The organism is Kastovskya adunca, assembly GCF_059505785.1.
This window is the reverse complement of sequence record NZ_JCACLG010000041.1, coordinates 142222-165446: the sequence shown is the minus strand read 5'-3', so window position 1 is coordinate 165446 and position 23225 is coordinate 142222. Positions and strand designations below refer to the sequence as shown.

Annotated in this window: 18 protein-coding genes and 1 pseudogene; 6 read left to right on the top strand and 13 right to left on the bottom strand. The window is 47.7% G+C overall.

What is annotated here, in order from left to right:
• Positions 1-2424: a right-handed parallel beta-helix repeat-containing protein gene (locus AC5JR3_RS16065; RefSeq protein WP_495847547.1), complete on the top strand. Its 2424-nt coding sequence runs from the start codon at positions 1-3 to the stop codon at positions 2422-2424.
• Between the two features lie 103 nt (positions 2425-2527).
• On the opposite strand, the gene AC5JR3_RS16060 is transcribed toward AC5JR3_RS16065, so the two are convergent.
• The 3 genes from AC5JR3_RS16060 to AC5JR3_RS16050 form a co-directional block, all read right to left on the bottom strand.
• Positions 2528-3778, bottom strand: a complete 1251-nt coding sequence (locus AC5JR3_RS16060; protein WP_495847546.1) for a hypothetical protein — start codon at positions 3776-3778, stop codon at positions 2528-2530.
• A 137-nt stretch (positions 3779-3915) separates the two neighbouring features.
• A complete protein-coding gene (locus AC5JR3_RS16055; protein ID WP_495847545.1) occupies positions 3916-5196 on the bottom strand; it encodes a URC4/urg3 family protein in 1281 nt (426 codons plus the stop codon).
• 9 nt (positions 5197-5205) lie between these two features.
• On the bottom strand, positions 5206-6471 hold the full coding sequence (locus AC5JR3_RS16050; protein WP_495847544.1) for a GTP cyclohydrolase II: 1266 nt from the start codon (positions 6469-6471) through the stop codon (positions 5206-5208).
• Between the two features lie 195 nt (positions 6472-6666).
• Here AC5JR3_RS16050 and AC5JR3_RS16045 point away from each other — a divergent pair, with 195 nt between their 5' ends.
• Positions 6667-8151, top strand: coding sequence for a TldD/PmbA family protein (locus AC5JR3_RS16045; protein ID WP_495847607.1), 1485 nt, complete (start codon positions 6667-6669; stop codon positions 8149-8151).
• A 233-nt stretch (positions 8152-8384) separates the two neighbouring features.
• Here the strand turns inward: AC5JR3_RS16045 and purD are convergent, their stop codons facing one another.
• Positions 8385-9665, bottom strand: a complete 1281-nt coding sequence (gene purD / locus AC5JR3_RS16040) for a phosphoribosylamine--glycine ligase (protein WP_495847606.1) — start codon at positions 9663-9665, stop codon at positions 8385-8387.
• Positions 9666-10121: 456 nt separating this feature from the next.
• On the opposite strand from purD, the gene AC5JR3_RS16035 reads away from it, so the two are divergent.
• Positions 10122-11075, top strand: coding sequence for an NAD-dependent epimerase/dehydratase family protein (locus AC5JR3_RS16035; protein ID WP_495847543.1), 954 nt, complete (start codon positions 10122-10124; stop codon positions 11073-11075).
• Positions 11076-11135: 60 nt separating this feature from the next.
• On the opposite strand, the gene AC5JR3_RS16030 is transcribed toward AC5JR3_RS16035, so the two are convergent.
• The 4 genes and pseudogenes from AC5JR3_RS16030 to folK form a co-directional block, all read right to left on the bottom strand.
• The gene (locus tag AC5JR3_RS16030) at positions 11136-12569 is read right to left on the bottom strand and encodes an FAD-binding domain-containing protein (RefSeq protein ID WP_495847542.1); all 1434 of its coding nucleotides are present in this window, start codon (positions 12567-12569) and stop codon (positions 11136-11138) included.
• A 96-nt stretch (positions 12570-12665) separates the two neighbouring features.
• Positions 12666-12935: pseudogene (locus AC5JR3_RS16025) on the bottom strand (response regulator transcription factor); the annotation flags it as partial.
• A 393-nt stretch (positions 12936-13328) separates the two neighbouring features.
• Positions 13329-13886, bottom strand: coding sequence for an NUDIX hydrolase (locus AC5JR3_RS16020; RefSeq protein ID WP_495847541.1), 558 nt, complete (start codon positions 13884-13886; stop codon positions 13329-13331).
• 6 nt (positions 13887-13892) lie between these two features.
• A complete protein-coding gene (folK, locus tag AC5JR3_RS16015; protein ID WP_495847540.1) occupies positions 13893-14405 on the bottom strand; it encodes a 2-amino-4-hydroxy-6-hydroxymethyldihydropteridine diphosphokinase in 513 nt (170 codons plus the stop codon).
• 90 nt (positions 14406-14495) lie between these two features.
• Between folK and AC5JR3_RS16010 the strand changes: the two genes are divergently transcribed.
• A complete protein-coding gene (locus AC5JR3_RS16010; RefSeq protein WP_495847539.1) occupies positions 14496-15365 on the top strand; it encodes a WD40 repeat domain-containing protein in 870 nt (289 codons plus the stop codon).
• A 33-nt stretch (positions 15366-15398) separates the two neighbouring features.
• Here AC5JR3_RS16010 and AC5JR3_RS16005 read toward each other — a convergent pair whose 3' ends face one another.
• The 5 genes from AC5JR3_RS16005 to AC5JR3_RS15985 form a co-directional block, all read right to left on the bottom strand.
• Positions 15399-15524 (bottom strand): hypothetical protein, encoded by a 126-nt coding sequence (locus tag AC5JR3_RS16005; RefSeq protein WP_495847538.1) that lies wholly within the window; start codon positions 15522-15524, stop codon positions 15399-15401.
• Between the two features lie 356 nt (positions 15525-15880).
• Entirely contained in the window at positions 15881-17425 is a 1545-nt protein-coding gene (locus AC5JR3_RS16000) for a PP2C family protein-serine/threonine phosphatase (protein ID WP_495847537.1), read from the bottom strand.
• Positions 17426-17431: 6 nt separating this feature from the next.
• On the bottom strand, positions 17432-18646 hold the full coding sequence (locus AC5JR3_RS15995) for an FIST signal transduction protein (RefSeq protein ID WP_495847536.1): 1215 nt from the start codon (positions 18644-18646) through the stop codon (positions 17432-17434).
• Between the two features lie 365 nt (positions 18647-19011).
• Positions 19012-19599, bottom strand: coding sequence for an OsmC family protein (locus AC5JR3_RS15990; RefSeq protein ID WP_495847535.1), 588 nt, complete (start codon positions 19597-19599; stop codon positions 19012-19014).
• 95 nt (positions 19600-19694) lie between these two features.
• Positions 19695-21173, bottom strand: coding sequence for an FAD-dependent oxidoreductase (locus tag AC5JR3_RS15985; RefSeq protein WP_495847534.1), 1479 nt, complete (start codon positions 21171-21173; stop codon positions 19695-19697).
• A gap of 359 nt (positions 21174-21532) precedes the next feature.
• Here AC5JR3_RS15985 and AC5JR3_RS15980 point away from each other — a divergent pair, with 359 nt between their 5' ends.
• Positions 21533-22393: a diguanylate cyclase gene (locus AC5JR3_RS15980; RefSeq protein WP_495847533.1), complete on the top strand. Its 861-nt coding sequence runs from the start codon at positions 21533-21535 to the stop codon at positions 22391-22393.
• A gap of 120 nt (positions 22394-22513) precedes the next feature.
• On the top strand, positions 22514-23119 hold the full coding sequence (locus AC5JR3_RS15975; protein WP_495847532.1) for a slr1658 family protein: 606 nt from the start codon (positions 22514-22516) through the stop codon (positions 23117-23119).
• Positions 23120-23225: the final 106 nt, after the last annotated feature.

The following is a 23225-nucleotide window of genomic DNA, read 5'->3' as shown; positions in this document are numbered from 1 at the left end:
ATGCCTGTAAGACAGTCAATACAATGCCTCTACACAACCTTACTGCTGTTGGGAACCTTTAGCGCGATCGCCAATGCTCAACCTCCCAACACCACCCAGATACCCGATGCATCGTCTTTGAGAATTTCCCCCCGTATTGGTGCAGAATTCACCACGGGTGCAGGGGTGGGTTATGAAAGTTCTTTTGGCAGTATTGAAGGCTTTTTCCCCCTATTCCAAACTCCCGGTAGTAACCTCACATTTTTGGAAGGGCGACTGTTGCTGTCAACGGAGAACTCTCGCCTCAGCAGCAATATTATTCTGGGACATCGCTTTTACAGTGCAAACGCTAACCGCATCTATGGCGGCTATATCTCCTACGACACCCGCGAGACGGGAAGCAGCAGTTTTGATCAACTGGGTTTGGGATTAGAAACCTTGGGGGACGTTTGGGAGTTTCGTGGGAATGCTTACATCCCTGTTGGGGATACTCGCCAATTAGCCGCAGAGACAGTCTCTTCTACCCTTGCATTATCCGACCCTTTCTTCCAAGGAAATTTTTTAGCACAGACTAGAACGCAACAAGGGCAAATAAACCGCCGCTTTGAAGCCGCGATGACGGGAGTTGATCTGGAAGCGGGGGTAAAAATCGCCTCCCTTGGTGAAACAGGTAATTTGCGTGGCTATGCAGGACTTTATTACTACGATGCGGCGGGGAGTTCTGATATTTTGGGCTGGCGGACGCGTTTGGAAGCACGTCCTACAGATACTTTACGTCTGGGGCTTGCGCTTTCTAGCGATGACACGTTTGGGACTAATTTGGTGTTGAGTGTGGGGGCGAATTTCCCTGGTACGCGTCCGCGAGGGATACGCCGAGAAGATTCCGTCTTGGCACGTTTGGGAGAATCTGTTACTCGGCAAGCGACTATTGTTGTGGATGAGCAAATTGAGTCAGAATCTTTCAACAGGCAAGATACAGTTTTTGTCACGAACCCGACAACGGGACAACCTTGGACGTTTCGGCACGTTAATTTGGGGATAGGAACCGGAAACGGTACGTTTGAAAGTCCTACGGGAACGGTTGCTGAGGCATTGACTGTTGCACAAGCCAGCGAGATTGTTTACGTGCAATTAGGCACAAATCCTGGAATTCCCGCCTTCACAATTCCCGATGGTGTGCAGGTATTATCAACGGGTGCTGTGCAGAAGATCGATACGGTGGAACTCGGTAATATTGAACTGCCATTGTCTAATACAACTGCCCGACCTGCGGTAACGGGAACGGTGACAATGGGGAATGATACAACGCTTTCTGGATTTGCGATCGCTTCCACTACAGGTGCTGGTATCGCGGGAAGCAATATCAGCAATATTGAAATTCGGGATAATGCGATCGCTAACTCTACGGCTGAGGGAATCTCCTTAACTGAAGTTACAGGTGAAGTGGCGATCGCTAATAACTCTATTACTAATTCCGCCTTAGAAGGCTTCACCCTCAACAACAATTCCGGTCAAGTTGAGCTAACACTTACCAATACTCAAATCGCTGGCAATGGTGGGTCAGCAAATGATGGAGATGGCGTTAATTTGGAACTGCGTAACACTGCCTCTGGCAACTTTACCCTTTCCAATAACATCATCGCCGATAATCAAGGGACAGTTGGTATCGCAGACGGCGTAGAAATTCAAGCGTTTGACAGTGCTTCTGGAACGTTTAATTTTTCCAGTAATCAAATTACTAGCAACCAAGCCAGGGGAATTAGTGTTGCATCAGAAGCTAATGCCCAAGGAACATTTACTATCGCTGACAATCAGATTACTGACAATCAACTTACAGGAATTGAATTTACTTTATCGGATGACAGTAAAGGAACTTTTAACATTACTCGTAATGTAATTAGTAACAATCAACTTAGTGGCGTTGACGTTTTAATTTCCAACAGCGCTGAAGGAACCTTTGATATCAGTGACAATACAATTGCCGATAATTTGGACAATGGCATAAATCTTGTACTTTCCGATGAATCCAAAGGAACGGTCAATATTTCCAATAATTCGGAAATTTCCAGAAATGGATTCAACGGTATTAATATAAATACAAATGGTAGTGCTGAACTGCGAGTTGTAATTGAGTCAAATTCTATTGCTGATAATACTTTTTCAGGAATCTCTGTTAACACCTTTGATTCAGCTAGAACCTTTGCTAAAGTTCAATTAAATGCCATAACAGGTAGTAGCTTCAATGATGCAGAAGCTCTAACGAGTGATTTTGGTAATATTTGCCTGCAACCCCTGAGTAACACAATCGGCAGTCTTTACTTAGATGATAGTTTCGGAGGCGTGATACAAGTAGAAGAGAATACTTTACCGACCAATACTATTACTACTAGCGATACCACTTTTTGGTCAGGAACCACCGTCCCGCCTGGAACTTGTGGTTTTTGAGAGATTCCTGGTTTTCTTTTGGTGTTTTTGCGGTTGATTTAATCCTACCGCGTTCTATAAAGGCGATCGCCGAATTTTGAATCGGCTTTGACTATAGGGAGAACTAATTTAACCGCAGACTCCCAGAAACCTTTTTATGCTCTAAACTCGTCACTCGGATAACAGAGTTCTGTACTATCGACATGTCTGGCGTCCATTCAAAAACACCATCACTGGCTGTTCGAGACGCGATCGCTTTAACCCGTTTTGACCCTTGATACAATTCAATTTTTACATCACCAGCTAGGTTATCTCTCCACAGAATGAGGTAAGGAAACTTTGGTTTTATGGGGATAGTATTCTGAGGTTGGTTGATAACAATTTTGGGAGTTTTTTGGGAGTCTCCTTTTTGACGAAATCCCAAGTAATGGGGCAAATGACTGGCGTTAGGATTATCTTTTATATTGACAGGTTGCGGCACGAGTAAGCTACCAGTACTGGGATTAGTAACGAATGTAGAACTACCGCCGTCTACGGTGAGAATATCCCCTCTTACCCCCAGCTTTCGGAGTAATTGAGCCGCTTTATCTAAAGTAGCTTTATTGACAGTTATTATTAAGAGCAATTCATCGCCAGGAACGTCGTCTTTGTTTAATGTTCCTATGACATGATATTTATTTTCCTGATTTTTACCAATTACTTTAGCAGGGTGGTCGCTATAGCGATAGCTCACGATCGCATTGCGGACATTTGCCTGGTTCAGTGGAGAACCCAATTCAGGATCGTAATCAGTAATATAGGCACTGCTATCATCCCAAACCAAAGCTTTTAGTTGTATATTTTTGTAGTAATTATCTGCTGGCTGATTAACAGGGCCATAAGGGCTGCTTCCTGCTGTAATAACCTGACCATTCAGTTTGACTGGAAATGCTAATTGCGTACTGGATTTATATTCTTCAAAAAAAGCGCAATTTATCATGGAGAATACTTGTTTGCCATAGAGCAGATTGTATTCATCCCATACATTAGAAAATAGGCTCATTTGAAAATGAGGGCTGTAGTAGCTATCAAATCCACCATAATATTTACCCTCAGAAAATCCTAATTCATCCATTTCGCCAATGATTTGATCGATTTGCATTTTCCGTAAATCAATGACTTGCAGATAGGCTTCATTACCTTCAGGAAGTTTGGTTTTGTACAAGCCTGCTCCCGCAATTGATTCTAGGGTACGGTATGCAGATAGAGGTGCGAAGGTGCGGGCATTAGTAATCCTTATGCTGATAATTAGGAGCGGCAAAAAGATTACTAATATTAGTAAATATTTTTTCATTTCATTTCGTAGTTCAACAAAATTTTTGTAAGGGATTGGCACAGTAGCTTACCCCTATCTAATCTAGCGAGTCCATTTACTGGAAAAAGGCTGTATTTGAAATAGTAATTTGAGCTAAAGCCTGAACTAACGACCTTTTCAGCTTTCGACTAGAGCGAGAAATATGAGAGGAACTTTACTCAAAATACTGTGCCATCACTTTCGATCTCAATGGGAGGTACGCCTCCGGTTCTTAACTCAGCAGCGATGCGTCGTCCTGCACTCCAGGTTCCCCCTTGCAATATCTTCACTAGGGGTAATTCCGCTTGGTTCATCCCTAATTTTTGTCGAATGGTGTCAGCAATTTTGTCTAGGAGAGTAACGGTTAGCGATCGCCACTCTACAATGACTTCTGAACCAGGTAAGTGACGCTGGTGATAGATTGCCAAATGTTTTGCCTGTAACAGCCCGATATCAAGACACAAGCCGCCGTTACGATACTCTGGCAATCCTGTCATCTCATCCAACTCGGTAATTTCTATTCCTAATTCCTGGAGAGGTTCTAAGAGCGAGTAGGTTAGCCACTGGGAAAGTTTGTGGAAGGGGACATATTGATCGACTGGATTCTCGCCGGGTAAAGCTGGATGTCGCCAGACATCGCCTAAGTTGGTAGTCGCAATCACCTCTCGCCCTGGCCAAATTTCTCCAAATCCTTCTAAAGTGGCACGTAGTATATCAGTTGCTTTGAGAGTGCTGAGTCCTGAGTCTTGAGTGCTGAGTAGAAAGTTTTGAGTAGAAGAGTCTGAGTGTGGGTTATTTAGCAAGTAGTTAACTAAGTTACCGGGGCGAGGATTTTTGGTGCCAAAAAATTCCGGGTGCTGAGTCAGGACTTTCCCTAAGCGTTGTAGTAGTTCCAACCGCCCTTCTAGCCCTAGCAGCATATTTTCCTCATTTATCTGAAATGCTTCTGCTAGGGTTGTTGCAGTCAAGTTTTGCAATTTCTTTGCATCCGCTTGTAAGGGTTGAGACTTGTTGCTGGAGAACAGCCCTTGCTTAAACATGCGGAAACTGGCAACGGCTAATCCTTCGGAACGCTGAAAGGTTTGTCCCGTTTCTGCTTCGTAGTAGTACCAGTCAGCACCCGCACCCGCATCGAGTAAAACACTGACAATTACCAAATCAAACTTAATTCGGGCTTTTTCTAGGGGGGGAAATGCGGCTAAGTCGCGATTGAGTTCTGCAAGACGCGATACGCCAACTTCAAAGTGACGCCAGCGGCTGTGAAAGGGGATGTTTAAATCGGGGTAGTTGTCGCGGGTTACCTGAACGACATAATCAGCACACTTGTCGAGTTGGGTTAAATCGATACGAAAGTGGCGGAGTTTGTCTTCGCAAGCGAGATGAAAAAGTTGTTGAGAGCGATCGCGTATAGCTTTTGGAGAACGCAGATAAGCGATCGCTTCTTGTTCAAAACTGCTCATTACTGATATCTACTCTGTCAAACCCCGCCCTATAATCTCTTTGAGGGCAACTTCATCCGGCACTTCACCTTTGGTATAGTACCCCGCCGCTTGCTTGGCGGCAATTTCTACTTGGGCATCCGGGGGAATCAACTCTTCTGGAATCGGTACGCGCTCAATCACCTCAATGCCAGAGTTGATAATCGCGTTGTACTTCATATCACTCATGGAGACAAAGCGATCGATACGGGTAATTCCTAGCCAATGCAACACATCCGGCATCAGTTCGTAGGCGCGCATATCTTGAACGCCAGCAACGCATTCCGTGCGGGTAAAATAGGCTGCCGCGCGATCGCCTCCTTCTTGACGTTTTCGGGCATTGTAAACCAGGAACTTCGTGACTTCTCCTAATCCCCGACCTTCTTTACGAAAGTAAATCAGCGCCCCTGCACCGCCTGCAAGGGCCGTTTGCGCGCAGACTTCCAAGCCATGGGCTAAATAAGGACGGCAAGTGCAAATATCGGAACCAAAGACATCAGAACCGTTGCACTCATCATGTACCCGCACGGCTAGGGGGTAGTTGCGATCGCTAATTGTGGAAATATCACCAATTAGATAAACGCTAATACCGCCAATGGGAGGGAGGAAAACTTTTAAATCAAAACGTGTCATCAGTTCCGGAAACATTCCCCCGGTTTGTTGGCAGAGAATCCGGCGCAGATGGCTTTCTTCAACCTTGAGACGTTGGGCAATACCTGGTAAATACCAAACGGGGTCAATTGCCACTTTAGTGACGACTAAACTGCCGCCGCTTTTGATGATTTGACCATCTACGGATAAGCGCCCTTTTGCCACCGCGTCTTGCAATTCTGGCATATTGACATGGGCTTTTGTAATCGCGATTGTGGGGAGAATGTCGTATCCCTTGGTATACAAAGACGAGTAAGCGTCTCCCACGATGGCACCAAAGGGATCGAAGGAAACGATCTTATGGGGGTCTGCCCAGCTCGGATGCGGGCCAAAATTGACAACCGGGGCTGTATTAGTCAAATCCGCGCGGTGATTGGGCTGTAAGGCTCCACTCGCCACCGCCAGCGCCCGATAAACTGCATAGCCACCAGAGTGCGCGCCAATGACGTTGCGATGGGCAGGATTTCTCAAGGTGCCAACGACTGCACCACGTTTGATCGGGTCAGCTTCTCCCCAATGAATCGGAATTGCTTGAGAACCAGAACGACCGAGATGAGAGGTTAAAACAGGATGGCGATGCTCAGATGTATGTCTAGGCTTTTGCATAGGGGCGGACAGATAGGGAGTGGCTTTGAGGAGATTTTTGACCGTAGAGATGTGGAGTAGGAAAGTCACGCCGGGCGGGGATTTTTCGCTCCGGTTTTAGAGAGAAGCATTGATTGTAACAACTGAACTGTTAGGGGAAAGTATTACAGGAACCCTCGCTACAATGGGTTGATTACTGACCTTCTCCAAAGCATGATGGTACAAGCTACTGCGCTAACTGCTACTGATCTAGCTCAACAGGCGATCGCCTTAATCAAACGTGCGGGTTGTGAGTATGGAGATATCCGTTTATGTACCTACCGTTCGCAAAATCTCACGGCACGCGATCGCTCTTTGAGTCAATTGTCAGATAATGTCAGTTCTGGGTTTGGAGTCAGGGTACTCCTCAACGGAGCTTGGGGATTTGCCGCCAGTTATCAGAAAACGTCGGCGGAGATTGAACGAGTCGTTGCTTTAGCGGTAGAGATTGCCCAGGGTAGCCGCCTATCTCAACAGACGAAAGTGCAGTTAGCCCCCGTTGCGGCGTATCAAGACCGATACATTACACCGATTGAGATTGATCCTTTTACTGTACCGATTACCGAGAAGGCTCAATTGCTGTTGCAGCTAAACGAACAACTCTTAGGCTACAGCGATCGCGGGATTAAAAAAGCCTTCTCGTTCCTGCGGTTTACCCAAGAAGATAAAACCTTCGCCTCTACGGAAGGTTCCTTGATTGAGCAGACGATTTATCGCAGTTATCCGGGTTTTGGATGTACAGCGATCGCTAATGGTGATGCCCAAAGCCGCAGCTACGAACGTCCGCCGCTGAATATCGGTTATGAGCATATTAATGCTACTGACTTGCTCGCTCAAGTTGAACGGGTGGCTCAAGAGGCGATCGCCAAAGTTCATGCCCCGAAAGGGCCTCAAGGCATCCGCAGCACTCTAATTCTCAAACCCACTAATCTCTATCTCACCATCCACGAATCCGTCGGACATCCCACCGAACTGGATCGAGTGTACGGCTACGAGGCTAACTTTGCAGGCACCAGCTTTGCCACGACCGATAAATTGGGCAAGCTGCAATATGCTGCCCCGTGGGTAAATTTTAAAGGCGATCGCACCCAAGCTGGAGGACGCAGCACCTTTGCCTACGATGATGAAGGCGTGTCTGCACAAGACTGGTATATTGTCAAGGATGGAGTTTTAGTAGATTATTTGTGCGATCGCGAAACCGCCTATCGCCTCGGTCGCAGCAGCAGTAATGGTTGCGCCTTTGCAGATAGCTGGTCGAGCGTGCCAATGGTACGCATCCCCAACCTAGGACTAGAACCGGGAGCAGACGGGGGAAGCCATACGGCAACCCTAGAAGAGATGATCGCCGATACCGAAGACGGCATTTTAATTGACGGAGTGGGCAGCTTCTCCATCGATCAACAGCGTCGTAACTTCCAGTTTGGCGGCGATGCCTTCTGGAAAGTCGAAAACGGCAAAATCGTGGGAATGCTCAAGGACGTAACCTATCACTCCATGAGCACAGATTTCTGGAACAGCGTTGACGCCATCGGGCCCGCCTCAGAACGCGAACAATGCGGCACAAATATCTGCGGCAAAGGCGAACCCCTCCAGATTGCCCAAATGACCCACGCCTGCGTGCCAGTAAGGGTACGTGATATCCAGATTGGGGGAGCGGAGTGAGGAGAGCAGGGGAGCAGGGGAGCGGGGGAGCAGGGGAGCAGGGGAGCAGGGGAGAGAAAAATTGACAACGATTAGCCATTACTCCAATCGCCTATTTCATACTTCACCCTTCACCCTTCACCCTTCACCCTTCACCCTTCACCCTTCACCCTTCACCCTTCATACTTCACCCTTCATACTTTCTCCCCTACTCAGGACTCAGGACTCAGGACTCAGGACTCAGGACTTAGGACTCACTGAGGTAAAGTACCCGCCGAGGCGACTTGATGACCGATATCTCGGCGATAGTACATATTCTCAAACTGAATGTATGGGGTGGCTTGATAGGCTTTGGCGATCGCCTGATCAAAGTTTTCTCCCAATGCCGTCACGCCGAGTACGCGACCTCCATCGGTGACGAGTTTTTGCTGCTTAATTTGAGTGCCAGCATGAAAGACGTGCGCCCCTTGCTCTTCGGCTTGCTCAATGCCCTCAATCGCATCTCCTCGGCGGAAGGTTCCTGGATAGCCGCCAGCCGCTACGACAACGCACACCGATGCGCCCGGTTTCCATCGGATCGGAGAAAGATTTGCCAAGCGCTGCTTCACGCAAGCCAACAACAACTCTTCTAAGGGCGTCTCTAGTAACGGCAGAATTGCCTGAGTTTCCGGATCGCCAAAGCGACAGTTAAATTCCAAAACCGTTGGATTTCCTTCCGGTGTGATCATCAATCCCGCATATAAGACACCCCGGTAATCGATGCCTAGTTGGCGCAGCGCATTCACCGTCGGCTGAAGAATCTCTTGCTCAATTCGTGCCATCAATTCTGGGGTGGCGATCGGGGCTGGGGCATAAACTCCCATTCCCCCAGTGTTTTCCCCCGTGTCTCCTTCTCCAATTCGCTTATGGTCTTGAGCGGGGAGTAAGGCTCGCACCGTCAAGCCATCCGTCAGGGCTAAAACCGACACTTCTTGACCCGTAACACACTCTTCAATGATCACAGGCTGCATCCCATTTCTAAACAGGGACTCAACAGCAGCTTGCGCCTCCCTAATTGTGCTAGCAACGGTTACACCTTTTCCCGCTGCTAAACCGTCGGCTTTGACCACAACTGGAGCGACCTGAGTCTGGAGGTAGTCAAGGGCTGTGTCAACGTCTGTAAATACCTCACAAGCTGGGGTGGGGATGCCCGCGTCTTGCATCAACATCTTTGCCCAATGCTTGCTCGACTCGATCTGGGCACCAACTTGAGTGGGGCCGAATACCATCACGTTTTGGCGACGCAGATAGTCGGTAATTCCCAAAGCTAGCGGCAGTTCTGGCCCGACAACTGCCATAGAAATTCCGTGGACAAGGGCAAAACGACCAATACCTTCAAAGTCATCCACTCGTAAGGAAAGATTCTGGCAACCCTCTAGTTTGGCTGTCCCACCGTTGCCAGGAATACAAATTACTTGCCGAACATTTTGAGATTGCAATAGTTTCCAAGCCAGGGCGTGTTCGCGTCCCCCACCACCAATAACCAAAACCTTCACGTTACCCTCACGCCATTTATAAAGACTGAATTGTTGCGATCGCACGGCTCTTTGGTAATGAGCCTTTCAATACCCATTTCTACCTTTGCTGGTTCAGGTAGAATGCATTGCCCTCAAGTCGTCACCTCAAAATGCTAAGCAAATGCCCTTCATTATGCCACGGGATTGCCAATTGACTAAAACGGTTGGGCAAAGCCGATCGGGGAATGTGCCATGATGTTGAGCAATTGAGTTGTGTCTTTTTCTTGAGGCTATGTAGTTTAGTGAGGCATGGGTTGAATCCCCTTGGTTTTCTTAATTGAATAGGTAGCACCTCAAGAAAAAATGGTATGACTTCGCCGCCTGAATGCGATCGCGAGCTTGTCCAAACATTCTCAGGGACACTCGCTAGAGAGGTGCATCACCTGTTTTGTCGGGAAACCTGACCTGTTGAGTTTCTTGTAAAAAATTGAGCTTATGGCGATTAATATTGTTACTGGTGCTGCGGGGTTTATCGGTTCTCACTTGGCAGAAACCCTGTTGAAGCAAGGGCATAAGGTAATTGGTATCGATCAGTTTAACGACTACTACGATCCTGCCTTGAAGCGTAAGAATGTTGCTATTTTTGAAGCTCATCCCAACTTTGAGTTGATTGAAGGGGATATTCAGTCTCTCGACTGGAAAGCACTTTTAGACGGTGTAGAAGTCGTCTATCACCAAGCTGCACAAGCGGGGGTACGTGCCAGTTGGGGAGGAGGTTTCCGCGCTTATACCGAGCGCAATATCAATGCCACACAGGTCTTACTGGAGGCGGCAAAGGATGCCAAACAACTGGCTCGGTTAGTGTATGCTTCCACCTCTTCGGTGTATGGGAATGCCGAAACTCTTCCCACCTCTGAAAGCATTCCCCCCCAACCTGTCTCTCCCTATGGAATTACCAAGCTAGCCGCAGAACGGTTGTGCACGCTTTATCATCAAAACTTTGGTGTTCCCTTTACGGCGTTGCGCTACTTCACCGTTTATGGCCCCCGACAACGCCCGGATATGGCGTTTCACAAGTTTTTTAAAGCCGCGATCGCGGGTGTAACCATTCCCATTTATGGTGACGGACAGCAAACGCGAGACTTTACCTTTATCAGTGATGCAGTTGCCGCTAACTTAGCCGCAGCAACTGCACCCGACGCCGTGGGCGAAATCTTCAACATCGGCGGAGGTAGCCGCGCCGTGCTAGCGGATGTTCTCAACACAATGGAAGAAATTGTCGGGCATCCGATTCAGCGCAATTACATTGAGCAATCAATGGGAGACGCTCGTCACACAGCGGCTGATGTCTCCAAAGCCAACAAATTGATTGGCTATCAACCCCAAGTGTCCTTAAAAGAAGGGTTGATCCAGGAGTGGGAATGGATACAGTCGTTGTATAGCGCGTAAGATTTTTTTTAAAAGCCCAGAACGCCGAGAATTCCTTAGCGTCCCTTGGCGTTAAAAAAATCAACCGCCCCTGACTTGCTGATAACGCCGCTTAAACTCTCGCTGCTGCTGCTTGTGATCGACAATCGGCGCAGGATAGCCGCAGTAGTCGCGTTCATCTTCAGGAATCTTTCCCGTCACCAAATATTCCGTCTCCACAGAACTCAGTTCTGGTAGCCATTGCCGGATATATTCCCCCTCCGGATCGAATTTCTGCGCCTGGCTAGCAGGGTTAAAAATTCGCAATGGCTTGGGGTCCATACCGCTAGAAGCACTCCACTGCCAGCCCCCATTATTAGCAGAAAGGTCACCGTCGTAGAGCTTCTGCATAAAGTATTTTTCTCCCTGTTGCCAGTTAATTAGCAAGTCTTTGGTGAGGAAACTCGCGACAATCATCCGGCAACGGTTGTGCATCCAGCCAATCGTGTTGAGTTGACGCATGGCAGCATCGACGATTGGGTAGCCCGTTCTGCCTTCACACCAAGCGAGGAATAGTTCTTGATCGTTCTCCCAAGGAAAGTCTTGGAAAGGCTCTCGATAGGGGCCATTTGCTAGGTCGGGGAAGAAATACATCGCCTGCTGGTAAAACTCTCGCCATGCCAGTTCCTGCTGCCAAACTTGAATGTTTTTGCAAGTTTCATCGCTGCGACTGAGATTGTAGGCTCTTACTGACGCCTCCCAAACGGTACGGATACCAATGGTTCCGAATTTGTTGGCAGCACTGAGTTTGGAGGTGCCATCAACACCAGGAAAATTGCGCTGTTCCTGGTAATCGTTAATCGCGCGATCGCAAAATTCTTCTAAAACCTCCTCTGCTGCTTTTTCTCCGGGTAGGATCAACAGTTCATTGTCCCAGGCGTACCCCAAATCCTTCGCACTGGGTAGGTCAATTGCCCCTGCTTCCTGAGCCGTTTGTTTTTCCAGCCTTGTCAGTCCTTCGGCATCTTTCAATGTTTCGACAGGTTCAGCTTTGGGCAGGTCTTTCCAACGTTTCCAGAAAGGGGTAAAGACGGTGTAGGGTTCGTCAGCGGATTTGGTGAGAATCTCACCAGGAGCGTGCAAAAGCTGATCCCAGCTATTTTGGACGGCAATACCCTTAGCTTCCAAGGTAAGTTTTACTTGTTCGTCGCGTTCTTTGGCGTAAGGTTCGACATCCCAGTTCCAGAAGACGGCTTGGGCATTCAGTGCCGAAGCAAGAGCAGGAATCGCTTGGCTGGGGCGATCGTGGAGAATCAATAGCTGGCTACCCGCTGCTGCATAACGCTGCTGTAACGCGTCTAAAGAGCCGATCATATAAGTCACTCTAGCGGGTGCAATGTCGTCCCCTTCTAGAAGATTGGGGTCGAGACAAAAGACTCCCACCACTTTCTGGCTTTGTTGCCTAGCAGCAGCCAGCCCCATGTTATCTGAAATACGCAAATCGCGGCGGTGCCAGAACAGAATCAGATCAGACATGCAATCATGCTTGGAATAATGAGCTTCTTCTGCCAGCTTAGACGCTACAAATACTAGATGAGGGGCATGAGTTGAGAATATTTTTCTTTATTAGGATTACAAACTGAGAAATTTTATAGCTTTTTCCACAATCTCATCAGGATCAAAAGGCTTAGTCATATACAAATCAGCACCTGCTTCATTACCTTTTTGTTTGTCAAATTCTTGACCTTTAGCCGTCAAGATGATGATGTAAATATTCGGCATTCCTAATTTATTTTTGACGGCATGGCAAACTTCAAAGCCATTCATCCGTGGCATCATCATATCCAAAAATACAAGGTTAGGTTTTTCTCGCTTGATTGTTTCTATTGCCTCTTCTCCGTTCTATTCCCATATCCGATTGATAACTCCGTTTGTCTTCATAAGAAGACAGAGACTGTTGCTATTAAGACACAATAAGATGAGATATTAGGGGACGTTCAGATCTCCGCTTCACGAATTATTTCGGTAAATCCTTGGTAAAGAGACAGAGGTAGTTTTAGTAACAAATTAAGGATTTTTACGATTGACAGAAAGAATATTATTTTATTGGAATCTCGATAAGTATAAGGTGTAGGATTTTTTTTTCGTTAATCAAGGCTAACCCTACAAAAACAGCATTAACAACGGTCTAGAAAGCAGTTTTTACACGGCTGTAATAGCAGGTTTTCCCGCACAAGCTGTCCGTATTACTGATGACTTTGCTGTAGAGATTACTGAGCAGTCGCGATCGCTCCCTCAGTTTTCTGCTCCTAAAAAGGGACGCGCCAAAAAGAAGCTGGTAATGGTTTTGGCATCCACGGGTTCACCGGCTAAGATTGCTTCCTCTAACTCCTGCGGTGTCATCAAAACTGTCTCTAAATCTTCGTCCGCATCTAGGCTAGGGGGTGTCTCTAGTTTTTCCAAATCTTGAGCGAGAAAGGCATAGATGAATTCATCGGAATAGCCGGGAGCGAGGGCAAATTCACCTAATTTCTTCCATTTGTGGGCACGGTAGCCTGTTTCTTCTTCAATTTCTCGTTGGATTGTCTCTTCTGGTGCTTCGTGAGGTTCTACTGTGCCAGCGGGGAATTCCAGCAGCCGTCCCTGTACAGCAAAGCGATATTGCCGCAGTAGGACGAGTTTGCCTTCGGGTGTCACGGGTACGGCGAGTGCGCCACCGGGGTGCCGGATGCACTCCCAGTCTCCAACGGAATTGTTGGGTAGACGCAGCGAGTTGACTTCAAAGCTAAATTTGCGACCCTGGTAGACCAGGCGTTGTTTCAGAAATTGTGGGGGTTCTTTACCTTGTGGCATGTCAAACTACAATCGGCGAACTCCAGAACAGTCTACCGTTTGTAATAGTTGCGCGATCGCCTTTCCGGAAACAGGATCGATCCAATCGGGGGCGATTTCGGCTAAAGGAACTAGCACAAAGGCGCGTTCTCTCATCCGAGGGTGAGGAATCTGTAATTTTGCTGTATCAAGGATAATGTCATTAAATAGCAACAAATCGAGGTCAATTGTTCTCGCGCCCCAACGTTGAGAACGGACACGACCAAAGTGGGCTTCTGTTGCCAGCAACGTTTCTAGCAATTCTTGAGGACTCAGCCGGGTGTGCAATCGGGCACAGCCATTGATGTAATCGGGTTGTGGTGGCCCAATTGGGGCAGTTTGATACCAACTCGATTGTTTTTGTAAAGTGATATCAGAGGTTTGATCGAGAATTCTCAGGGCAGATTCCAAAATTGTTTGTGAATCGCCGAGGTTACTGCCAAGAGCGATCGCGCTTTGTTTCCATCCAAGTGTTCCACCTTCTCCAGGCTGCGAAACCACTATGCATTCCCTTCCTTTGGATTTTGCCGCTTAGATAGATTAACAGAAATATTCAAGACCAACGCATCAGCAAATCAGCGAATAGGTTTTATGGAAGAAAAAAAAATTATCGGTCTTTGGCTATCTTTCCCCCGTGCTTCTGTCTACTCTGTAAAAATTAGCTCGGACGGTCAATTTATCGTCAGTGGTGGTGCTGACAGGACGGTTCTGGTGTGGAATTTTGCCACCGCCACGGAACAACTCATTTTGACAGGACATGACGATTGGGTGCATTGTATTGCCATCAGTCCTGATGGACAGACGATAGCCAGTGGCAGTCTAGATAAGACGATAAAGATTTGGGATTTGCACAAAGGACAAGAAATCCGCACCCTTACAGGTCATGGGGATGCTGTCTATGCGCTTACCTTTAGCGCGGATGGTCAGAGGCTTTTTAGTGGTAGCAAAGATAACACAGTTAAAATGTGGGATTGGCACGCGGGGCAAGAAACCACACTAGTCAAGTACTCAGACTGGGTTTACGGGCTGGCGCTTAGCCCCGATGGTCAGACTTTAGTGAGTGGCTGTGCCGATGGCACAATCCACGTAGGCAACCAAACCACTTTGACTGGACATGGTAGCAGTGTCACGGCTGTGGCGATTAGTCCCGACGGGCAAACCCTGGCGAGCAGCAGTATCGACAAGACTGTGAAGGTCTGGGACTTAACAACGGGTCAAGAAAAGTACACCCTTACAGGTCATAGCGACAGCGTCACCTCTGTTGACATTAGCCGAGATGGGACGTTGATTGTCAGTGGCAGTAATGACAAAACTGTGAGGGTGTGGGACTTGCATACGGGTGAAGCCATTCACACCTTCACGGGTCATGTCGAAGCGGTTTTAGCGGTAGCCTTTGCCCCTGACGGACAAGTGGTGGTCAGTGGTAGCCGTAATGATGTACTCAAAGTGTGGCAGGTATAGGAGCGATTTGGGACGATCGCTCTTTAACCACCTTTAACCACAAGGGGGACAATTTAAGCCTTCACCGCAGTCTTGATCTGACTCACCTGTTGGCGTCCAGTTACATTCAGGTTCGTCATATCCTGGGTCGGCGTTTGTCTCCTTTAAGTCGGAAAACATAACACGAGCTTCACTCGCAGCGGATTCCTCGGCGGACGTTCTATTTTCTGGTGAATTACTGGAATTTCTAAGAACCAATGTTCTCTCCTTTAGTATAAAAAGCTACTTTTTTAGGGAACTTACGTAGTTTCCTCTGTCTAGACTAGCTTCTGAGGATGCTGATGTCCAAAAGTGCGGTCACTTTAAGGGGAAACTAGGGAGGGACTTTACAATCGCCTACAGGGGTAACTGCACCATCCCGACATCACTTTAGGGGAAAGCTGAGGAGGGACTTTACAACACATGTCAGTCGGCAAATTGTACGGAGAAGAATTTTGGCGCGGCTGCGGAAAATAAGCTGAGGGGATGACACAACCCTAGTTCTCTTTGAACACAACTAAGGTTATGTCATCGTAAATCGTACCCTCACCCACATGCGATCGCACATCCCCCACCACCGCTTGAGTAATTTCGCTAGCCGAGTATTGCCAGTTCTGTCCAACAATCTCAATTAACCGTTCTAAGCCGTAGAGATTTTTGTTGAGTCCCTCTGCCTCGGTGATGCCATCGGTGTATAGCACTACACCATCACCAGGATTTAACTGAATCTGGGTTTGTGCTACAAAATCAGCAATGTTGTCTACAATTCCAATGGGAAAGCCTAGCTCATCAGTACTAATACATTCCACCTCGCCACCAGACCGCACCACCAGCATTTCCTCATGCTGTCCGCTTAGGCTGATGCAACCGGGTTGGTAGTCTAACAGGGCGAGAGTCATATTTTTGTAAGAGTTCATCCGTCTGGCGTTATCGTGAATGACACGGTTGATCGTATTTAAAAAACGCTGCGGATCTGTTTCACCATGAATGGTCAAGGTTCTCACTGCCGTCTGCGCCATCAGCATGACTACACCACTCTCTAGCCCGTGCCCCGTGACATCGCCAATCCCAATTTTGACCCGCCCATCGTATTGCAGCACATCGTAGTAGTCTCCACCCACTTCATCGGCAGGTTCCATAAACCCAGCAATGTCAAGTTTAGGAATTTGATCGAGTTCTTGCTCCTTGGGTAGAATCATTTGCTGGAGTTGGCGAGTGATTTCTAGTTCAGCACTCATCCGCAGGTTTTCGGCTTTGAGGCGGTCGTTGAGGGCAGTAATCTCCTGATTTGCCTGGGCTAACTGAGTCGTGCGCTCCTGTACTCTGTTTTCTAGCTCCTCATTCAGTTGTCTTAGGGCTTCCTCCGCCTGTCTGCGTTGGGTGTAAAGCTCAGAATTAGTTAAGGATGCGGAAATAAATCCAGCGATCGCCTGAAATGTATTAATATCTCCCTCATCCAAAGGCGGATAAAACGGTCGAACTTCCTTCAGCCTGCCTGATAGCAGAACGGCGATCGCCACATCATTCACAATAATCGGTAGACAAACAAAATAAGGAATATTAAGCGTTTCTTTGACAGAGGCAATAAACTCGGTTTTTTCCGTCTGGCGATTCACCAATAAATAATCGCTTGCCGCCGTTAAATGCGGTTGAAAATCAATTTTGAGTGATTCAAACCCTTGGCTTGAAGTCCCATCAACTCCCAGCCAATAACTGGGTTGAAATAGACCATCTGTCCCTGCTGTAAAGACAATGGTGCCATCCATGTTGAGCGTAGTATTGATTGCCTTGATGGTGCGAGTAAAGATCTCCGATTGCTCCATCTGAGTGCCGATGGACTGCTGCAATACCGATAGTAGAGAGAATCCCTGCTTCTGTTGGCGCAGTTGATGTTTCATTACAGAGAGGATCGAGTCTGCCTTGACATTTAATCCCGCTAACTCATCAACTTGCCGCTTGTAATAGTTCATTGCCAGCTCAAGTTCTGCTGGCGGTAATTTGCTGGATGTCTGGATTTCCGTTGCTCTGCTGACGTCAACCATAGAACTTTACTCGCTAAACACACACAACACGCCAGTCCAGTCCAGCGCCTGAACATCCTGCCTAACTTTGCCAATTTCCACGCCTGCATAGATTCCTAGAAGTGGCATTCTCGAAGCGATCGCTTTTTGCACTTCGGTAGCCTCTTCCTCATCCAACCCGGAATAAGCCGCAGCCCGACCTGCACAATCAATATAAAAAGCAAAAATAGGTCGTCTTCCTTGGGCTTCGATCCGTTCTAACAAAGCTTCAGCTTTGCGAGCAATATACTTAAAATCCATACTGCGGTACATTAACTGGATTTCCGATCCGGGCTTCAGGTCAGGTTCAAACATCACCAACCCCTTCCGGTCTTTATCCACCCGCATACAGAGGCGGTTGGCATATTCATCTTCGTTAAAATAGCCCCACTTTTCCCCTTTGTTCACGCCTAGCGTCACGAAGAAACTGTAATCTCTCCAGGTTTTCCCCGATTCTGGCCCCAGCAGGTCGGCAATCACATCAAGGGCGGGTCTACCCTCAATTTCCAGCACAACAGGCCCATCAGTCTTGGTAATCGTGTAGTAACTACTGGCAGGACGACAACCATGCATGATCGCCGTGTCCATCTGGATTTTGCCCGACAATACTAAAGCGATCGCTGAATGTTGAGCGATGCGATCGTCAAACCATTGAAACGATTCTCGGCACTGCATATCCCCAACCAATCCAGCACCAGCCAGGTTTGGTAGAGGATTGAGTGCCGCTTGCATCCCTTCTAGCAGAGGAGTCGCCATGTTAAGCCGCAATCCTTTTCCCAGCCGATTCACAGAGTCATAGAGCAACAAAACATTGGGATCGCTAGAGTAGCTTTTGCCTTTGATTTGATTCCCCAAGGCAACTCCAACCTTATATTCATCCTCTGTTAAGCCGGATTCAATGAATAAATCAATCGCTACGGAGTCGGATGCAAAAACAGCAATTCCCAGCTGGTAGCCATCATAGGCAAGCAAATCGCGGGTAATGATGCCGACAGCATAGCCGCCAACGATGCGAGGAGTGACACCGAGAAGCGATCGCACTGCTGCTTGAATCAGCTTCGGGTCATAGCGAGAGGTCGAGAAAATCATGGCTAACTGAACATCCTGACTGCCCGCTTCAGTCAGTGCCATGCGGGTTGCTTCTAATCCCGCTTCATAGGAGTCTGTTTTTTCGCTATGTCCAATCCCGACTTTGGTTGCCATTAAATCTTACTAGCGCGACAACTCTAACTGCAGGTGTTGTAGGGGCAACGCTTATGGCTGCCCCAAACCCTATTAGGCAAGTACAAGGCTATTGGCTTCAACTTAAGGTAAAAATGCTTTTATAAAGCTTCTGGCGATCGCCCTCATTTCTTAACCCCTTCTCCCAAGTAGAGAAAGGGGCTAGGTGTGTTTTCTCACCTCGGAGATCCCCCCTAGCCCCCCTTAAAGAAGGGGGGAACCGGAGTTCCCTTAAAAAGGGGGATGTGAATCTGACGAGGAAGAAGTGAAAACAAGCCCTAGAAGTGAGGGTTAAAGCTTTGCTGAAGCGCACTTTCGCTCTTGTGACACGGAATGGTTTAAATTAATTAACCCGCAACAACAGCGTCTAATTGATCTTCAAGAATGTTGACGCTGGTTGTGACCGAAACAGGATTTGCCAGCGTGTTTTTAACCGGAGATTTGCCGTCAATGACTTCCTTAGACTTAATCAGTTTTTCGCTATCTCCCGGGCCTTTGAGATTGACCGAATAATTGATATTAAGTGCTTGGCTAGGAACGTCTCTCTCTAAACCAAGAAGACCCCGAATATCAAAATCTACTTCCACCGTCACTTCAATTTGTTCGACATCCGTGCCAAACAGCGCGGCATTCGTGGCAATTCCGGCTGTAATGCAACCACAAAGACCCGCAGCCAGCACTTCAGCCGGATTAGGTGCTTCGTCTGCGCCGCCTAATTGGGCGGGTTCATCGATCGCAATTTTAAATTCACGACCTTCACGCGCTGCATTTTGTCCACCGGAATACCAATCGGCGATCGTCACTTCCGTTTTCGTCCCCTGCTTCCAGGTAGAATTGGCGACGAATTTGACCTTCGCCACTTCAGCATCTTCTTTAACGGCTTCAACTAATTGCTGAATATTGTCGAGGTTTACGCCATTGCGAATTGTTGCCATTGTTGTTTTCCTTGTTATTGTCGGTGTGTAGATTGTCGGTGGGTAAATTGAGTCAACTTGCAACTTACCTCTGCTTCAGGTAGACTCCCAAATTTTTACTGGCACACAACATCACGCAGGTATTTAGGCGCATATTGAGATGCATCGGCTGCTGTGTTGTAGGAATGTTCATCCTCGACATTGATTCCCAGAATCAGGTTAGCTATATTCTGAGCGGAGTGCCAACACTCTTCGTGCAAACCTGCTCCTTTTGTCCAGCCACCAGTGAAGTAAATGCTGTTTTGCCCCTGCACTTCGGGCAACTTTGCCTGGGCAGCAATCGTAGCCAAACTGACGACGTTGTGGGGGAAATGGGCGATCGCTGGCTTCCCATCTGTTGTGTGCAAAACATATCGATCGGGAATCGCGATTGATGGATTCAGCGTGACGAAAAACTTAGGCGTTTCAAAGTAGTTGTAAGCTGGTTCGGCAGCATCATTTTGGTGGCGATTACAGACGTAGGAAATGGTGTAAGGACGCAATTGGGCAAAGCGATCGTGAATCAGGATATTATACGTGCGCCATGAGTTCACATCCGGAGGCAATAGGGGGGTGTAGGTATGGGCGATCGCTACACTATTGCAATAGTGAAATGCCCCCAAAACTTTGACCATATCCTGAGTAATCCCCTGTTGGATGACACGCAGAGCCGTTGTTGCATGACACGCCATCACCACGGCATCGTAGTGTTCGTCGCCATCGGGGGTATGAATCGTAACGCCATGAGAATCCGCAAAAACCTTTGCTGAGACATTCGTGTAAATTTTTGTGCCCAGGAACTGCACCTTTTGAGCTAATGCCTCAATCCATCGGCTGCTACCGCCAACAAAATACTTGCGTTCCGGCGTGCCCCCGAATCCTTCTTGCATTGAGTAGTAGTGCATAATTCCCCGAAACGACATGGTTTCAGGAGTGGTGTCATGCACAAAATACATGCCATTGATGCGGGGATATAGGTTATAACGACCAAAATCTTGGCTATACCCCTTGCCTTCCAAATAGCGAGCGACTGAGTAGTTTTGGTACAGCGGGTTCAAGACATCTTGAGGGGCTTCTCGCTTAAATCGCTCATATTCTTCGTTGAGCGATTTTGACATCGTATTACTTAAAGGGTCAATCGTGTAGGCGTAGGAACCATCTAATGTGCTGAAGGCGGTGGAATCTTCCAGATCCTTATAAGGCACGCCGAGGGCGTCAAGCATCTTGACAATGTGTTTGTAAGCAGCGGCGTTGAAGTCGTTTACCCCCAAGTCAACCCAGCGGACGGTGTCTTGGTTAATCCGCACCTGTACAGTTTGGGCGCAGCCACCAATGCGATCGCTTTTTTCAAAGATGGTTACATCTTTCCCCGCCTGACTCAGGTGATAGGCAACCAGGAGTCCAGAAACTCCAGAACCAATAATTGCAACTTTCATCGGTATAACGGACGAGACGGCATCGTTTTCCAGAGGGCTTCTGCGGTGCGCTTGAGAACCTTGAGGATAACGAGTGGATTGTTCCGGTTTAGTATGCCCAATTGAGCGAGAAGTTGACACACATAGGGACAAATATTAATTTGGCAATAATTAATCGGGTTTGTTTCTTAGTGGTACTCGCTGGCAGAAAAATCACCATCAAGGTTGACGCAAATTCAGAGGCAGTCTCTTTCTAAGCTTGTTCCACAAATTACCTTCACAATATTCTTTAAAAACCTCTCAAACTATCTCCCCATCGCTATCTCCGGGCTAAGCCCCGAATCGCTAACATCACCCCATCAGAAAATTAGATGTGTGACAGCTTACAAGTTTTCCCCACCCATTCGGCTAAAGTAAAAAAAGGCACTCTATACTCATCCTGTCGAGGGCGTGGGTGTTATTCCTTGGGGAGCATAACAGTTTTAGATCTCGCTAAATCTATGACAGAGGGTATTGGGCTAGAGAATCAAGAAAGCCAGCTTTTAGCAGAGATTGCTCAACTCCACGCAGAAATTGAACGCCTGAAGCGGGATGGGCATGACTTGCAGGTGGCACTATCCACCACAGCCGAACATGGTGACTTGATTGAAGCTCAACTCTACGAAACGAACGTCAAGCTGCAAGCAGAAGTCGTGGAACGCCAGCGAGCCGAAGCCATGCTAAAAGCCCTGCTGGATATCATATCTAGAGAACGAGATGACCTCGCCATTATCCTTCAGACGATCCGGGAGCATGGTGACGCGGTAGATACGCAATGGCACCAGAAATTTAATGAAAGCACTTTGCTGGCTAGCTCCGATAGCTTAACCCAGATTGCCAATCGGCGCGGATTTGACGAACATCTGAATTATCAGTGGCAACAAATGGTACGGGAGCAAGCCGCGTTGGCTGTCATTTTGTGTGATATTGACTACTTCAAGCAATACAATGATACTTACGGGCATCCGGCAGGGGATAATTGCCTGCAACAGGTTGCTAGGGTGCTTCGTGCCGCCGTCAATCGTCCCCAAGCGCTGGTGGCACGCTACGGTGGGGAAGAGTTTGCGGTTATTTTACCCCAGACAGAAGAGGCAGAAGCCCTAGAATTAGCAGAGCAAATACAATCAGCGATCGCCAAACTTCAGATTCCTCACCTCGGCTCTAGGATAAATCCCTGCGTAAGCGTGAGTATGGGGGTGGCTTGGGCGATTCCTAGGGAGGAGCGATCGCCAAATAGTCTAATTGCAGAAGCCGATCGCTGCCTTTATCTCGCCAAGCAACAGGGTAGAAATCGCATTGTTCATCAAATCATTACTGAATGAGCCGCAGCCAGTAGTAAATAATACTAGTAGTGAATACTACTAACAGGCAGCACTGTTAAATTGCGCCAAATACTGGGCACTTTAACTTTATAGTTCAACTTTGTCGGACTCAAGGCACCTATGACCCAAGCCACCACCGTTCAGACGTTTGGCGCATTTCTTGATGAAGTCCCAGCTAGTGAAGAATATCTGGCGCTCAATTTTTCTCCCAATTCGGCTGCTGCTCGCAAGCGTCGGTGGGGCAACTATGGGCTATCTGCCGACTTTTTAGGAGACTACTTCGCCGCCTTCTTTCCTGGTGATGAGCTCCCGGATAGTAAGATTAGCCGGAAGGATACTGTCAAAGCAACAGTAAGCTACATTGCCAATGAACTATTAGAGAATGCCGTTAAATACAGCGATCCCTCCGCTAACCGGCCCATTAGTATCACCTTGCACCTTTATGAGCGAGAAATCATTTTTCAGGTGACTAACTACGCCAATCAGCTCGCTATCGAGAAATATCAAGACTTCATTCAGGAACTGCTCAATTCCGACTTGGAGGAGTTGTATACCCGCCAGCTAGAACTAACAGCTTTGGGGACAACCTTGGGGACAGGCAGTTCCAACATGGGTCTTTTGACGATGATGAATGACTACTCAGCTCGATTTGGTTGGAAATTCCAGCTCATCCCGCACAACCCAGAGTTGATTCGGGTGACTGTAATGGTGCATTTAGATCTCTAGGTAATGGAGTCAACTACCGCACGCTGACTTTACGGCTTGGTAATGTTTGCCCCCTTGCCCCATTAGGGCGGAAATACTTATAAGGAATTGATGACACGAGGTGTTT

Bases quoted from the DNA above. Each gene is read 5' to 3' on its own strand.
- AC5JR3_RS16065 (WP_495847547.1), top strand. From the start codon at position 1: ATGCCTGTAAGACAGTCAATACAATGCCTCTACACAACCTTACTGCTG.
- AC5JR3_RS15990 (WP_495847535.1), bottom strand. From the start codon at position 19,599: ATGGCAACAATTCGCAATGGCGTAAACCTCGACAATATTCAGCAATTA.
- AC5JR3_RS16035 (WP_495847543.1), top strand. From the start codon at position 10,122: ATGGCGATTAATATTGTTACTGGTGCTGCGGGGTTTATCGGTTCTCAC.
- AC5JR3_RS15980 (WP_495847533.1), top strand. From the start codon at position 21,533: ATGACAGAGGGTATTGGGCTAGAGAATCAAGAAAGCCAGCTTTTAGCA.
- AC5JR3_RS16020 (WP_495847541.1), bottom strand. From the start codon at position 13,886: ATGCCACAAGGTAAAGAACCCCCACAATTTCTGAAACAACGCCTGGTC.
- AC5JR3_RS16030 (WP_495847542.1), bottom strand. From the start codon at position 12,569: ATGTCTGATCTGATTCTGTTCTGGCACCGCCGCGATTTGCGTATTTCA.
- AC5JR3_RS16005 (WP_495847538.1), bottom strand. From the start codon at position 15,524: ATGTTTTCCGACTTAAAGGAGACAAACGCCGACCCAGGATATGACGAA.
- AC5JR3_RS16055 (WP_495847545.1), bottom strand. From the start codon at position 5,196: ATGAGCAGTTTTGAACAAGAAGCGATCGCTTATCTGCGTTCTCCAAAA.
- AC5JR3_RS15995 (WP_495847536.1), bottom strand. From the start codon at position 18,646: ATGGCAACCAAAGTCGGGATTGGACATAGCGAAAAAACAGACTCCTAT.
- AC5JR3_RS16010 (WP_495847539.1), top strand. From the start codon at position 14,496: ATGGAAGAAAAAAAAATTATCGGTCTTTGGCTATCTTTCCCCCGTGCT.
- AC5JR3_RS15975 (WP_495847532.1), top strand. From the start codon at position 22,514: ATGACCCAAGCCACCACCGTTCAGACGTTTGGCGCATTTCTTGATGAA.
- AC5JR3_RS16045 (WP_495847607.1), top strand. From the start codon at position 6,667: ATGGTACAAGCTACTGCGCTAACTGCTACTGATCTAGCTCAACAGGCG.
- AC5JR3_RS16000 (WP_495847537.1), bottom strand. From the start codon at position 17,425: ATGGTTGACGTCAGCAGAGCAACGGAAATCCAGACATCCAGCAAATTA.
- AC5JR3_RS16050 (WP_495847544.1), bottom strand. From the start codon at position 6,471: ATGCAAAAGCCTAGACATACATCTGAGCATCGCCATCCTGTTTTAACC.